Below are 14,842 nucleotides of genomic sequence, written 5' to 3' on the forward strand. Positions count from 1 at the left end.
TCCGGCTGAATCGTTATGCTTGTCTCGATCGCATTAGCAAGTAGACAAAATAAGGCACGCCAATAATCGAGATGACAATGCCCGCCGCGAGCTCCGCCGGAGCGAACAACGTCTTGCCGATGAAATCGGCGGTTATCACCATCGCAGCCCCTACCAATCCGCTGATTGGCAGACTCAGCCGGTGCTGAAGACCGACGAGCCGTCTCGTCATATGGGGCGCGATCAGCCCGACGAAGCCAATGCTGCCGGATACGGCTACACTGGCGCTGACAAGCCCGATGCTGCCCAGCAGCAGCTTGTTGCGTTCGTGCTCTACCATTACACCGAGGCTTCTAACGCTGGACTCTTCCAGCTGGAACAGATCGAGGATTTGCGCCCTCGTCCAAAGCAGCGGTACGAGAACGATGATCCATGGCAGCATCATAACGACGAACTTCCAATTCGCGCTGTATATGCTCCCAGCCATCCAGACCGCAGCCATCTCGAAATCGCGTGGATTCATTTTAAGCGAAACGTACATCGTAACCGCCCCGAACCCTAAGGAGACGGCAATGCCGACAAGAACAAGGCGCTGCGGATCGACGCTTCCCCGCTCGCGGGCGAACAGATAGATCATCGCCGTCGCCGCCAAGCCGCCGGCAACCCCGAACATCGGCATCGTGAATACAGCGAGCCAACCGGTCGTATTCATCTCTCCCTGAAATAGAAACATGAACAGCACCACCGCCATTCCTGCGCCCGCATTAATGCCTAGAATACCGGGGTCGGCCAGCCCGTTGCGCGTAACGCCTTGTATGACCGCCCCCGCAACGCCGAGCGCGAAGCCGACTAACGCGCCCAGCACGATACGCGGCAAGCGAAACTCGAATATGACCAAGTCATGCTCATGATTCGGATCAAGCCGCAGCAGCGTTTTCACAACATCGAGCACCGACATATCGAACGTGCCGTTCGTCAGACTGAGATATACGGCGCAAGCAATAACGGCCAGCAGCCCCGCAAGCACGGCCATGTACTTTCGAGCCGAAGATTTACGCATGCTTGCCGCCTCCTCTTGTCTTGATTAGATAGAGGAAGAAAGGAACGCCGAACAATGCCGTCACGACGCCGATCGGCGTCTCGAACGGATAGTTGAAGAAACGCGCGATCAAGTCGCAGAGCGCCAGGAACAGTCCCCCGAGCACGCCCGATACGGGAATAATCCATTTGTAGTCGACGCCGGACAGAAATCTGGCGATATGGGGGACAATCAACCCGACAAAAGCAATTTTGCCGGCCAGCGCCACGGATACGCCCGTCAGAATAACGACCGACAGCATCGTCAAACCTTTAATCAGCTTCGTGCGCACGCCTAGATTAGCCGACACCTCGTCTCCGAGTGAGAGCACTGTGACGGAATTCGATAAAGCAAACGCGAGGCCTAAGCCGACAATCGCGAACGGAATGGACAGCTTGATCAGTTCCGGATCAAGCTGATGCAGCCGAGCATTGTACCAGAAGCTAAGTCCCTGGGAGATTTGGTTATAGGTTGCAACGGCTTCCGCCACCCCGCTAAGGAAAGTTCCGATAATCGTGCCTAGTATAGCTAGCCGAACCGGCGACATCCCGTGCGGAATGAGCCATGCGATGCCGAATACGAGCCCGGCTCCAAGCGCCGAGCCGATCATCGACAGCGTAATGAGGCCAACCGAATGCGTATTTGGCAAATACACCATAGCGAGCGTTACAACAAATACCGAGCCGTCTGATACGCCCATAATAGAGGGAGAAGCAAGATAGTTTCTTGTCATCCCCTGCATGAGCGCTCCCGATACGGCAAGAAAGGCGCCTATTAACATGGCGCCGATCACCCTTGGCAAGCGGGAGGTCATTACGATCTGATGATCGACATTATTCGCATCGAACCGGACGATGGACTCCCATATTTCATTAACCGATATGCTTTTCGCCCCGTACAGGACGGATAATACGATCATAATGATTGCCGCTGCAGGAGCGATCATAAGAATGATCGCGGGCAGCGCGGTTTTTTTTCGCATAAATAACACGCCTTATTGAATCTATTGGGTCAAGCTGCTTACTGCTGCTTTGAGAAATTCGATTTTGCTGTACGCCGTGCCGCCTTGCGCAAGCGGATCGACGATGTTGACGAACGCCTTGCCATTTTTAAGGGCGTTAACGTTTTTGATAATCGGGTTGTTCTGCAGATCTTCCAGCGCGTTCGGCGTCTCAACATTCTCGTCTGCCGAGAATTGCACGAATAAGTAGTCCGGGTTCATCTCTGCGAACTTCTCTACCGACACTGCTTCCTGTGCCTTCGCTGCGGTAATCTCCGCCGGCACTTCAATGCCCAGATCGCCGTACAGTACCGGATTGAAGAATACACCCTCCGGATAGACGAAGATCTCGCCTCCGCGAATGCGTACAGCTACAACCTTCTTGCCCTTCATGCTATCGCCCAGCTTCGTCTTCGCCGCATCGAGGTCCGTCTTATACTGCGAGATAGCCTGTGCCGCTTGCTCCTGCTTGCCGCTCAGCTCTCCGAGCAGCTGCAGGTTCGCTTCCCAGTTCGTCGCGATGTGGGAATAAGGAATCGTCGGCGCGATTTTTTCCAATTGCTCGGTAACCTCAGGCTTGAACTTCGACGAACCGATAATGACGTCAGGCTTCAGCGCCAAAATCGACTCGAAGTTAGGCTCGGTCTTCTCGCCGATCGACTCCGCGCCTTCCGTAATCGACTGGAACAACGGAGGGAATACGCCGGAGAATGTAATGGCGCCAACTGGATTTACATCCAGGACGATAGAATCTTCCATCGCTTCTACTGCGCCCGTAATAACGATGCGCTCCGTGCTTGCCGGAAGCACATACTCTTTATCCAAGTATTTAACGGTTTTGGTCGTTGCTGCAGGCTCCTCTTTCGGCGCCTCCGTAGCAGGCGTATTCGAAGCCGGCGTATCCGACGCTCCCGCATTCGTGTTGTTGCCGTTGCTTCCGCATGCTGCCGCTAACATAGCCATGATGACGAGCAGACCTATACTTAACATTGCTTTTTTCATAATGAACAAAAATCTCCCTTCGATTGGTGAAGCCTTAATTGAGAATGACTATCATTATTGATAGTAATCGAAGAGTCTCTTTGCGACCATGGACAAAATCCTGAACCTTTATGGACGTTTTCCTGATAAAAAGCCCAGAGCGTCGTCCAGCATCCGTTCCATCGCGCTTGCTGAATATTCGCGCCAAGGGTCGGAGGCGATTAATTTCACCTTCTCATCGCGAACGGCATGCAGGGACAGCCACTCTGGCGACTGACGGAGCGCCTTCCACGCTTCCAGCGTCTCCGTCTCCTGGCAGATGAGCAGCAGCACCACATCGGCTTCAATCCCGCTGAGCTCCTCAAGCGTAATTGGACGATCGAACGGCAGCATCGCACCTGCGATCGGAAATGTCGCGCCAAGCGAGCCAAACAGAACATCTGCCATGCCGCGGTTGCAATGAGCATACAGCTGGTTTTTGATTAGCCGTACCGTAAGAATCGCCCGGCCTTCGCTTTCCAAGCTCTCGCGTGCGCGAAGCGCTTTTCGATCATACGCCTCGATCCACCGCTCAGCCTCGGCGCTCTCGTCCAACCGATTCGCAACCGCGCGCAGCCCCGCTCGCCAGCCGGCTTCCTCTCCGGGCAGCTCGTAGACCTCGGCCTGCTCCAAAAGCTTCGCTTTCTCTTCCGACTCAAGTCCGGCCGGGCAAATAATGAACGATGGCTTCGCAGCAGCAAGCGTGGCAAGGTTGGCCTCCTTATGGTAGTTGTGGCGATAGGCGTCCAAATGCACAGCAATGTCCGCGCCTATCAAGCTGAAATAGTATCCCGCCCACTTTGAGTGTAGAGGAGCGGCATATGGTACGACATGCAGCGGCGTCAAATAACCAAGAAGCGAGGCGGAGCCGTACACCGCAAGCCTGTTCCTTCGCTTCTTAATGAAGGCAGTTGGAGAGAGGCCGACCGACTTGCGGAATTTGCGGCTGAAATAAAACTCGTCCTCGTATCCGACCATATGCGCAATATCCTTAAGACGCATGTCCGAGCTCAGCATCAGCCGCTTCGCTTTGCTCATTCGGACATGCGTCAGATGATCCAGCGCGCTTACGCCGTAATGCTTCTTGAACAAATCAACAAAATATTTCGGACTGAGCTCCGCGATTCCCGCCAGCCGCTCAATCGTCAGCTCCTCGCCGTAATGCTCATCCATATACGTCTTTGCCTGCTCAAGCGCCTCGCGGCTGTCCGCTTTGGGACGTCTGCGCGCAGCTGTGAATATCTCATAGAGCAGTTCCTGCAGGGTCATCTGCGCCCGCCAGCGGGAAAGCGGATCCTCGCTCCCATGCTGCTCCTTCATCATCCGGCACAGCCCGCTTAATCGGCCGGCTGGCGACAGCGCAACGCCATCCCATCTTCCGACGAGCTCCTTCGCATGCTCCGCAAGCAGCTTTTCCTGGCTTCGGCTCGATTCGCGGAACAATCGGAAGTGAATGACGGCAACGGCGCATTCCTCTCCGATCACTCCCTCGAAGCCGAATGTGCTCTCTGCCGGAGCGACGTATACCGTCTCCTGCTTTATGCGAACAATTGAAGCATCCCGCATCAATGTTCCCGAACCGTTCAGCAGCACAAGCAACGCGTTATGAGTCGTCAGCTGCGGCATCATACGAAGAGCTTGGCCGCCTGACACAATCTCAATATCCCACAGCTTCGCTGTTAACTCATCAATTCCGTTCCCGAGCAATGGCTCGACTTGCTCGTTTCCTTTTATATGCAGTGCCATTGGCAACTCTCCCGTAAATGATAGTGATAATCATATTCATTTAAGTGTATCAAATATAAACCAGCTTTGAAATGGTTTACAGCAATCAGAGGAACTGCAATAGCTGGAAATAGCTCACATCAGAGCGACAAAAAGCCCTCATCCTACGATCATGATGAGGGCTGCTTGATCTATTTCTGAGGAATTGTATACGAAGTAGTAAGAGCTTCCCAACCGCCGCCGTAGTAAGCTTTTACGGCTTGACGAGAGAAAGTTAGGACGTTTCCTTCTCCTTCTCGGTATATAATTGCTTGTACAAGTAGACGAATTCCTTGGTGGACAACTGAATACCCATTAACATTCTCGTATCATGCGTACGAATAAGCAAATAATCGTCGTAAACTGCTTCAACGGTAAAGACGGTATTAAGCCCCGTTATTTCCGCTAGATCATAGCTGCAGACAGCCTTACCATCGGGCTGTACGAGCTTCAGAACCGCTTGGTCAAGCATGACCGCGTTTCCGTTAACGGTGCTAATGCTTTTTTCATTGTCGACTATACAGAACGCTCGATCTTGCAACAATAGCGCCGTCCTTAATGATTGCGCTTGTAATCTGATCGGGACACCGTTCCCCAGCTGCCTTTCAGCTCCTGAACGACATTTTTGATCGCCACCGGCGTTTTATAATTATCCGAATAATACAGGGTTTTGCCGTCTGTATCCAGCCATACGGCTGTATGGCCAACAACCGCGGTATGGAGACTCTGCTCATACCCGATTTCGACCGTACTGCTTTTCGCGTTCCACTTGATGTCGGCATTCATAAGCTCGGCAAAGAAGCGAAGCGGCATATAGGTAACGCCATTAATCGTTGTCGGGGGAACGTCGAAAGTTGCTTGCTTTCCGTTCAAAACGTACGTTTTGAATCGGGATAAGCACTCTCCCATTTCTCATGACCGGAGCATGGCTTAAAGTCAATTGACTCCCATTCCAAGATACTGTAATCGGTGCGGAGATGGATTTCGCTGAATCTGTATATGTAGAGGTATTGGCGTAGGCTTGCGATCCCGGGTAACTGCCGATGATCAAACATCCCATTGCGAAGTTGAAGCAAATATCCAGTATAGCAACCTATAGACTCTCCTAGGCACTCTCTATCCTGCAGAAATCCAACATAGCAGTCTCTGTCCGCTAACCCCTTCACGTCATCTACCTAGACGAATCGTCTTTGGAAAAGTTCCCAAAATAAACAGAAAAAAGCGACAGTCAAAGACGAGATTTACTCGCCCTTGCTGTCGCTTTTTCATTTAAGGTATTTATTTATGCTGCATCGTTTTTTGGTGCCTTAAGGTGACCACGACCAAACCAGCGGCGATAATGCCGGCTAGAACGATAGCGGTGATGGCGACGGCGGTGTGCGCTTGCTGCTGCTTGACGAAGATGGCGACGAATGCCCAGACGAAGACGAGCATGAAGACCGGATCGCGTCTAGTCGCACCAACCCATATAGCTAATACGAAGGCGACGGACAGCATGATGATCGCCCACGTTTCCTCGGATAAGCCGAAACCCTGCCATTCGGCGGCGTACAGGGCGCATGCGATATTGACGATGGTTGCCACGCTGATCCAGCCTAAGTAGAGACTGAAGGGCAGCCTCACCAGCCAGCGGTCGGAGCTTGTTGCAGCCGTCCGCACAACGGACGAGTTGATTCTCATATAAATGGCGATAAGCGATAACAAGAGCGCGAGCATAATGAATACGCTGCTGTTCACATATTCATAATGCCAGGCCAGCAGCCAAGCAACGTTGAATAGACAGCTAAGGATGAAATAGATGCCGACCGCCTGAACGGCTTTGCTCTCCCTTCCCTTCTTAGTAAAGGAATAGACCACAAAAGCGATCAGCAGCGCATAAATGACAAGCCATATGCCGAATGCGTAACCGGCTGGTGTAATCAATACCGGATACTGCGCGGAAAGTTCTCCCGTCGTTTTGCCGCCAAGCGGCAGTCGATCTGCCAACACATTCATGACAATAACCAAGACAAGCGCCGCCGCATTTAGAACCCTCATCCTATCAACCCTCTCGGTGAGTCGTTATGTTTGATACATACCCATCTTGTCCGACATTTATTCATATGGGCCTTGTCTTTTCTTTAAGCGTTTACTCGATTCGCGCCGCCCATAATCCGCCGTTCAGAATAAGCTTGCGGTACATGTCCACCTTGAAGGCCGACAGCTGATGTCCCGGCATCAAATAAACGATTCGGCCAAGTCCGTATTCATGCGCCCATGCCGCAGGCCATCTCTCTCCTTCATGCTCGTATTCGGCCAATATCGTCGTCCGCTGAAGCGGATTGAACGCGAACCGATACGGCTCGTCATCGACCGTGAAGGCATCGATCCCTTGCATGATCGGGTGATTCGGCGCGCTAATCCCGACCGGCAGCGCCGTAAATGCGGGATGGCCCGTAAACGCAGCCCCCAGCATGCTCGCCAGTTCGTCATTGCGCTGCAACGATATGCCGTTATGAATAGCAAGCAAACCGCCTCCGCTTGCCACATACGATAGCAGCGCCGCAACCTGATCGGCCGGCAGCGGCTTCTCCCTCATAAATTCCGTGTATGAGATGAATAGCCTGTGCGAAGACAGCTCCTCCGTATTCAATCGTTCGTATTGATCCGTACTCTCCACCTGCAGATTGCCCTCGAAGATGGACTCGAGTTCCTTATCGATATCGGTAAACGGATGATACCTCGCATCCGTATAGTGACCTAGCGCAAGCGCCTTATATCGGCGTTGTTCCATTACCCTTCATCCTCTCCTCGGGACAGCCCCGTACCGCTTTAGAGCGACACGGGGCTATCCCTTTCTAATTTATAAGCACAATATAAACAAAAATTTTATACTTTCTTATATTTTTAAAAAGATAAAATACGTCCATCGTAGCCGCGAAGCACAAGCTGCTCCTCATCCACCTGCTGATCGAAGAAATAGTCAACGGCACGCTCGCCCGCTTCGGCAATCGTCAGCTCCCCGCGGTCGGATAGCTGACCGCCCATATAAGACTTGATCCAGCCCGGGTGATACAGCCGGAACTGATAGCCGTCCGGCCGCAGACGGTTGAACAGGATTTTGACGTACATATTGAGCGCGGCCTTGGACATGCAGTAGGAATAGAAGTCCGTCCGGTTGCTCTCCGTTACGCTGCCCGCCTCGGAAGAGATGAACATCAGCCGTTTCCCGCTCCCCTTCTCCAGCATGTCGTGGAAGGCCTCCGTCACGCGAATTGCGCCGATCGCGTTGATGTTATACACCGCCAGCATCGTCTCGTAGTTCTGCTTGAGCGGCTCATCATCCGCGCTTCGTCCGTTGACCCCCGCGTTGTTGATGATGGCATCGAGCCGATCCGTTGTTTGCGTGATCCGTCGCTTCGCCTCCTCAACGCTATCTTGACTGCCTATGTCCAGCGAAATAAAGTGCAGTCTCTCCGGATATTTCTGCTGAAGCGTTTCAAGCTCGTTCCATTCGTTCAAATATTGTCCGGCGAATATCGTATGACCGCGCCTCAGCAGTTCTTCCGTCATACCATATCCGAGCCCCCGGTCCGCGCCGGTAATGAGAATGTTCATGTTCGTCGTTCATCCTTTCTATAGGAGCAACTTAATGACGCTTGGAAAAATGCAGATAACGGCGACAAGCCTAACCGTATGCATGACGACGACCGGCGTCGTATCGCAGCCGAGATCCCTTGCGATCATCGACATCTCTTGAATGCCGCCCGGCGTAATCGCGAGCACGCTTATCGTAATGTCCAGCGATGTCAGCTTGAACATCGCATAGCCTAAAATAACCGTGAATAAAATAAGCGCCGCCGTCATGATCAGAATCGGGAAAATCAAATGCCGGACCGCGACTAAGCTCTCCTTGGTCATGTTCGAGCCGATCAAGGCGCCGACCCCTGCTTGAAGGAAAAATCCGAATTTCTTCGGCACGTAGCCCCGTCCGGTTCGGACGTTGAACATGCCGCTGAATAATACGCCTCCAACCATGCCTCCTGCCGGTACTTTCAATAAGATGAACAACAGTCCGCCGAACAAGCTGGACAGCATCGTCAGAGTGAAGTTTCCGGTTTGCTCTTTGGCGGCAGGCGACCAGCGCCAACGCCGCTTCGGCGCTTCCGAGGCCCCGCTTATCTCCCGGGCGGCTGCTTCCAGGCTGCTGCCTTGCTCTTGCCCATGTCCCGATCTCGGCTTCCGTTCGAGCTTTCTGGCCAACAGCTTGAACACGGGCGGATACAGCAAATAGATGCTGAATAACCGGAAAATCTGCAAAATGGAGACGGTCGTCGTATCGCCGTTCATCTCCTCGATAATCAGCGACATATCCGATACGCCGCCAGGCGCGGCCGCATACATCGCCGTCGTCAGATCGAGATGGCTGAGCTTGAAGAGCGAGTAGCCCAGAACGATATTGATGACGATCAGACCGAGTATAAGCAGCAGTGCCGGCTTGACTAGCCTCTTTAAGTTGAACAAGTCGGATCTGCTGATCGCATGGCCTAGAAGCGCCCCTCCTGCCATTTGCAGGATAGGTCTTGCCAAACCCGGGACTGCTGCCGCTCCCGTCAGAACGTGAAAGGCGGATACGCCGATCATGCCGCCGACCAAAGCGCCTGCAGGAATTTTTAACCTTTTGGCCAGCCAGCCCGTTGCAATCGCGATTGAAAAAGTAATGATCATTTGAAGCGAGCTGCTCATGCCGTCAATTCTGTATTCCTCCCGCCCGCGATGAACCGCTTTCATATAATGAAATCACTTGCATCGGAAACCGCTTATCGTAAGCATGCAGATGAAGCGGCTCGACATTCGGCCTCTCGTCCAGCAGCAGCCGATAACCGATTTCTCCCGAGCTGCAGGATGGCCAGTATGGCAGCGCCGGATGATTCGGATTGCCCTTCGTCACAAAAGCCATCCACGCTTCGTTCATCCACTCATCCATGTAGGCATGCTCGGGATCATAACCGTCTTCGCGCTCCGCCTTGCCGACTCCGAACAGATAAGGCATTTCCGAGGAATGGTTCGGCAAGCCCCGGCCTTCGAAATCCCAGCGGTAGCACCACACCTCGCAGCCGCTCTCCGCAAGCAGCTGCGTAAGCGAGATGCTCGCATTGCCGTACACATACTGCGTCTGCAGCTTGCCGAAGGCGATGCTCGGATGAGCTTGATGGGCGAACTGCTTATACTTTTCGAGAAGCCCTTCGCCATGGTTGCCATAGGTGTAGAAAAGCTTGTCGGGTACGTCTGCCTCGTCGAATGCAGGATCTTTCTCTGCCGGCGTCAGCTCCTCTCGCGCATAGCCGATGAGCACCGGAGTAGCGCCCAGCTTGCCCGAGCTGATGTAGCATTCGGGCGGTTCATGTAACACATGCCCGTCGATGACCGGGCCGAATAGATGGGCTGACGAGAACTGCGCATATGCCTCAACCTGCGCGGCCAGCAGCTCTTCGGCCTCCATGCTCCGCAGCCTTTCTTCCGCTGCGTCTGCGTCCTTTAGCTCCTCTATGCCCAGCGGCCGCAATACGCGGCTCGCCAGTTCCATTGCCGTTGCGCGGTCCCGAATGCACTGCACGCCCCCGCTCTGGATAATGGCCTTGCTGTACATGCCTCGCGCGAGCGGAGTGACCATGAGATTCGCGACCGATTTGCCCCCTGCCGACTGTCCCATCAGAATGATGTTGTCCGGGTCGCCGCCGAACGAAGCGATGTTGTCCCTCGCCCATTGCAGCGCGAACAGCTGGTCGAGCAAGCCGCAATTGCCGGACTGGGCGTACCGTTCACCAAGAATACCGCCCAAATATAGATAACCGAAAGCGCCCAGCCGATAGTTAAGCGACACCATGACGGCATCCTTGCCCCTAATAAGCCGGTGTCCGGCGGAAAATTCGTCGGAGTTCGAGCCCTCCACATGGCCTCCCCCGTGAATGAAGAAGATGACGGGCCGCTTGCTGCCGTCTGCCGCCGGCGTCCATATATTCAGGTTCAAGCAATCTTCCGAATAGGAAAAGCCTTCCTCCCGCGTCTGCTGTATGGCACGATTGCCGTAATTTGTTGCATCCTTAACACCGTCCCATGCTTCCGGTGCTTGAGGCGGTTGGAAGCGCAGGCTCCCGACAGGCGCCCTCGCATACGGGACCCCTTTGAACGAAAGCATGCCGTTATCGAGGTGTCCTCGTATCTTGCCGTAACGCGTCTCCACAATCACATGCTCACCCCCTTCATGCCGCACGCTTTGCCTTGCTTGAGACCAAGTATAGTCTTGACCGTTCTAAACGTCTAATACATAATCATTCATATCAAACATAGCCTGAAGGTTATGAATCTGCGAGGAGAATCGTTATGGAATTGTTGCAATTACGGTATTTCTGCAAGGTTGCCCAGTGCGGCAGCATTACGCGCGCAGCCGATGAATGCCATGTTTCGCAGCCCTCGATCAGCAAGACGATTGCCTTGCTGGAGAAGGAGGTCGGCGTGCAGCTATTCGACCGCATCGGGCGTTCGATTCAATTGAACCAGCACGGAGCGAAATTCTACAAGCATGCCATCGTTATCGTTAACCACGTTGACGATTCGCTGCTGGAACTGAAGGATGCTACCGAGGAGCCTAGCGGCAAAGTAAGGCTGCTTATCCTTGCGGCGTCCAATCTGATGCCCGATCTGTTCATCAACTTTTATAAAATTTACCCGAAAATCAATCTGCAACTGGTGCGCCGGGACAAGGACGAATCGCTTCTGTCGAACGACTGGGATCTGTGCATATCGGCTACGCCGTCGCATTATCCGGAGCTGAACAATACGCTGCTGCTCAAGGAAGATCTCGTGCTCGCGGTTCATGCCGACCATCCGCTGGCCAAGCGCGGAAGCATCCATCTCAGCGAGGCAGCCGAATACAATTTCGTTAGCTACACGAAAGGCGCGAGCATACGGACGCTCTCCGACAGCCTCTGCCACTTCTCCGGCTTTCAGCCGAATATCGTGTTCGAGAGCGACAGCGTGCAGACGGTGAAGGTCATGCTTCAGGCTAAAGTCGGCATCGCGTTGATTCCTTCCATCACGCAGCGATCCATTCTAAGTCCCAGTATCGTCCCCGTCACGATCGAGAAGCCGGAAAGCCACCGCGATATTAACCTTTCTTGGAGAGGCAACCGCTATATGTCGAACGCGACGAAAACGTTCAAGGACTTTACGATCGAGCTGTTTAAGACCATTAACGATCAACGCCAGTAAAAGAACAAAATCACCTAACGGTGAATTATCCGCCGGGTACATGGCTCATTAGGTACATTTCGTCGTACTAATCTTAGTTGCCACACGGTTGCGGGCTCGATAGTTGCCTTTCATCGAACTAATTCGGCCGATTCGCCACCCATTCACCAAACTAGCCCGTTTAGTTGCCTGATATCGAACTAAACAGGTGGCTCGCTTGGTACAAGACTAATTAGTTGCCTAGAATGACTCTATAGCGGATTAGCTGACTTTTGGAGCGTACCGCCTCATGCCGTGCAGGAGCTTACCTCCCATTTCGAGCTCAATCATTTCCTAAACAACGAAAAATAACCTCGCAAAGCGCTTAATCAACGCTTTGCGGGGTTATTCATTTACCATCGTTCACCGGCGGCTCGTCGGGTGGCCAACTGTTGAGCTATTCAGGGTGCTTAACTTAGCGGGTTTTGCGGTATTTGGCTGTACGGGCATCGTTGATTACGCCGCTCCAGTTGAGCCCGAACGCGAAGTCGTATGCATGGCCTTCGGAATCGACATGGCAGTCCATATCATGAGCGACGTCCTCAAGCTGCTCCTCGACGGTCTTCATGTCGGCCGGCATTTGCATCGGCAGCAAGCCGGACGGCTCGAAAGCGCCGGAAAGCACATCCATCAATGCTTGCTCCTCCAAGCCGAAGTTCACGACGATCGCTTCTACCTCTGATTCGAATTCCGCTACGATCGCCGGGTTGGACAACAGCATGGATACGATAACCGGTTTGCCTTTCATCATTTCCTTCGTCTCCAGCACCGTATCGAGGTCGCTCTCATTATGCGTCGTCACCGATTTTCCCTTATACGCACGGTCCAGCACATCGCCTTCGCGCGGATCGCCGGCGATGCTATGCTCGCGGGCATGCTCGGCCGTATACGGCCTGTATTGCAGGCTGATCGGCACGTATCCGTTGCCGCCGCTTGCCGCGTCCTCCTCGCTGTAGCCGAAGCCCGGCTTCGGATTATGGATGAATACGAGTCCGTAGTCCGCCTCGTCCGGATTGTCCGTTACGTCGAAGTAACGTCCGACGACGTTCATGTTGACCGCATGCTCCAACCTCTCCGGCGTTGGATTGCCGAACCAGTCTTGGCCTGCCGGCGTGAATCGCTTCGGTACATACACTTTGCTTCTAACAGGAAGCGGAAGCGTCTGCTCTTGGTTCTTCAGCATGACGACCGACTTCAGCTGCGCTTCAAAGCCTGCCTGCAGGAATGCCTCGTTTCCTACCTGGGCAACGCTTTCCTCTGGAAGCAAATAAGGATTCTCGAACAAGCCAAGGCGGAACATATTCAGCAGCAGACGTACGGCAGACTTCTCGAAGCGGCTGCGCATGAACGCCTCTCCGTGCTCCGCGGCGCCCATTTCGTACGCCTCCAGTACCGGCCCCGCCTCGTTGTTGCCGCCGAATTGGTCGACGCCGGCCATGATGAGCTTATAATGGCGTTCGGCAATCGATAATCCTTCCACGCCCCATGGCTTGCCCGTCAAGAACGAAGCTTTGCTTCCCCATTCGTCTCCGGTGATCATCCAGTCCGTGCAGACGACGCCATCATAACCGTATTTCTCGCGCAGCAGATCCGTAATCAAGTACGAGCTATATGAGTTGCCGACGTTCTCGCCGTTCACCTTATCCTGATTGTACGAAACGGTGTAATAAGGCATGACCGCGGAAGCTTGCCCCGTCTTCCCGTCCAGCTTGAACGCGCCCTCCGTAAACGGAATCAGATGCTCTTCGAAATTGCCTCCCGGATAGACCGCATATTTGCCGCAGGCAAAATGCGCATCCCGGCCGCCTTCGCCCGAACCGCCTCCCGGCCAATGCTTCACCATCGCGTTGACGCTGTCATAGCCCCAGCCATTACCCAGCTCACGATCGCCTTCCGACGTCTGGAAGCCGTCCACGTAAGCTCTTGCCATATCGGCCGACAAGGCCGAATCCTCGCCGAACGTGCCGCTGAAGCGGAACCAGCGCGGATCGGTCGCAATATCGATCTGCGGCGACAGAGCCGTCGTCATGCCTAAGGCGCGATATTCCTTCGAAGCGACTTCGCCGAACTTGCGCGTAACTTCGGGATCGAACGACGCAGCCAGTCCGAGCGTCTCCGGCCACTTCGATACCCGGCTGCCGCCGGCACCCGCATTGAACTCGGAGCTGGAATCCGAACCGTGGCGCGGATCGGAGCTGTTGTTGGCCGGTATGCCGAAGCCCGTTCCTTCGGCGAACGCCTGCACAAGGTTGTTCCAACGCGCTGCCGTATCCGGGCTTTCCACAACGGTAACGAGCACATGGCGAAGATGATCGTTCGCAAGAAACGCTTTTTGCTCATCGGTCAGATCCCATGACTGCGCGCCGCTTTCCTCGAACGGCTTGCCGCCGTACGTGCTGGAGAACCAGCCGCCGCTTGCCGCCGGAATCGATTGGTGCCGACTGTACAGCATAAGTCCGGCGATCTCTTTGACCGACAGGCGGGAAGCCAGATCCTTCGCCCGCTCTTCCGGCGTCAGACGCCAATCCTCGTATGGCTTCAAGGTGCCGTCCTTGCTTAAGTTTTTGAACGACAATCCGTCCTGCTCGATAATCGGAACGCTCGATGCGGCTGAATAACCTAGCGTCGGCCCTCCGTTATTGTTCACGTAGCGAATTTCGGTTTGGTTGTTCGATGCGACTCTTTCAGTATGATTCGTCATTTTAGTATCCTCCATATCCTGTTGCAGATTT

13 protein-coding genes are annotated in these 14,842 nt (G+C 53.9%); 1 reads left to right on the forward strand and 12 read right to left on the reverse strand.

What is annotated here, in order from left to right:
• Positions 1-13: 13 nt before the first annotated feature.
• The 11 genes from AC0YN0_RS17585 to AC0YN0_RS17635 form a co-directional block, all read right to left on the reverse strand.
• Complete coding sequence (locus AC0YN0_RS17585) at positions 14-1,039, reverse strand: FecCD family ABC transporter permease (RefSeq protein WP_475822414.1); 1,026 nt, start codon at positions 1,037-1,039, stop codon at positions 14-16.
• The gene (locus AC0YN0_RS17590) at positions 1,032-2,039 is read right to left on the reverse strand and encodes a FecCD family ABC transporter permease (protein WP_475822415.1); all 1,008 of its coding nucleotides are present in this window, start codon (positions 2,037-2,039) and stop codon (positions 1,032-1,034) included. Before AC0YN0_RS17590 ends, AC0YN0_RS17585 begins: the two co-directional genes overlap by 8 nt.
• Before the next feature lie 21 nt (positions 2,040-2,060).
• On the reverse strand, positions 2,061-3,059 hold the full coding sequence (locus AC0YN0_RS17595) for an ABC transporter substrate-binding protein (protein WP_475822416.1): 999 nt from the start codon (positions 3,057-3,059) through the stop codon (positions 2,061-2,063).
• 108 nt (positions 3,060-3,167) lie between these two features.
• A complete protein-coding gene (locus AC0YN0_RS17600; protein ID WP_475822417.1) occupies positions 3,168-4,823 on the reverse strand; it encodes an AraC family transcriptional regulator in 1,656 nt (551 codons plus the stop codon).
• Between the two features lie 253 nt (positions 4,824-5,076).
• Positions 5,077-5,385 (reverse strand): hypothetical protein, encoded by a 309-nt coding sequence (locus tag AC0YN0_RS17605; protein ID WP_475822418.1) that lies wholly within the window; start codon positions 5,383-5,385, stop codon positions 5,077-5,079.
• 11 nt (positions 5,386-5,396) lie between these two features.
• A complete protein-coding gene (locus AC0YN0_RS17610) occupies positions 5,397-5,714 on the reverse strand; it encodes a copper amine oxidase N-terminal domain-containing protein (protein WP_475822419.1) in 318 nt (105 codons plus the stop codon).
• Between the two features lie 405 nt (positions 5,715-6,119).
• Positions 6,120-6,878: a tryptophan-rich sensory protein gene (locus AC0YN0_RS17615; RefSeq protein ID WP_475822420.1), complete on the reverse strand. Its 759-nt coding sequence runs from the start codon at positions 6,876-6,878 to the stop codon at positions 6,120-6,122.
• A 91-nt stretch (positions 6,879-6,969) separates the two neighbouring features.
• The gene (locus AC0YN0_RS17620) at positions 6,970-7,614 is read right to left on the reverse strand and encodes a ThuA domain-containing protein (protein ID WP_475822421.1); all 645 of its coding nucleotides are present in this window, start codon (positions 7,612-7,614) and stop codon (positions 6,970-6,972) included.
• Between the two features lie 113 nt (positions 7,615-7,727).
• Entirely contained in the window at positions 7,728-8,438 is a 711-nt protein-coding gene (locus AC0YN0_RS17625; protein WP_475822422.1) for an SDR family NAD(P)-dependent oxidoreductase, read from the reverse strand.
• A gap of 18 nt (positions 8,439-8,456) precedes the next feature.
• Positions 8,457-9,611 (reverse strand): AbrB family transcriptional regulator, encoded by a 1,155-nt coding sequence (locus AC0YN0_RS17630; protein ID WP_475822423.1) that lies wholly within the window; start codon positions 9,609-9,611, stop codon positions 8,457-8,459.
• Positions 9,571-11,070, reverse strand: a complete 1,500-nt coding sequence (locus AC0YN0_RS17635; RefSeq protein WP_475822424.1) for a carboxylesterase/lipase family protein — start codon at positions 11,068-11,070, stop codon at positions 9,571-9,573. The genes AC0YN0_RS17630 and AC0YN0_RS17635 overlap by 41 nt, the downstream gene beginning before the upstream one ends.
• A 134-nt stretch (positions 11,071-11,204) precedes the next feature.
• Between AC0YN0_RS17635 and AC0YN0_RS17640 the strand changes: the two genes are divergently transcribed.
• Positions 11,205-12,092, forward strand: a complete 888-nt coding sequence (locus AC0YN0_RS17640) for a LysR family transcriptional regulator (RefSeq protein ID WP_475822425.1) — start codon at positions 11,205-11,207, stop codon at positions 12,090-12,092.
• A gap of 433 nt (positions 12,093-12,525) precedes the next feature.
• Here the strand turns inward: AC0YN0_RS17640 and AC0YN0_RS17645 are convergent, their stop codons facing one another.
• On the reverse strand, positions 12,526-14,811 hold the full coding sequence (locus AC0YN0_RS17645; protein WP_475822426.1) for a glycoside hydrolase family 3 protein: 2,286 nt from the start codon (positions 14,809-14,811) through the stop codon (positions 12,526-12,528).
• Positions 14,812-14,842 lie beyond the last annotated feature (31 nt).

This window comes from Paenibacillus sp. J22P218 (genome assembly GCF_056269195.1).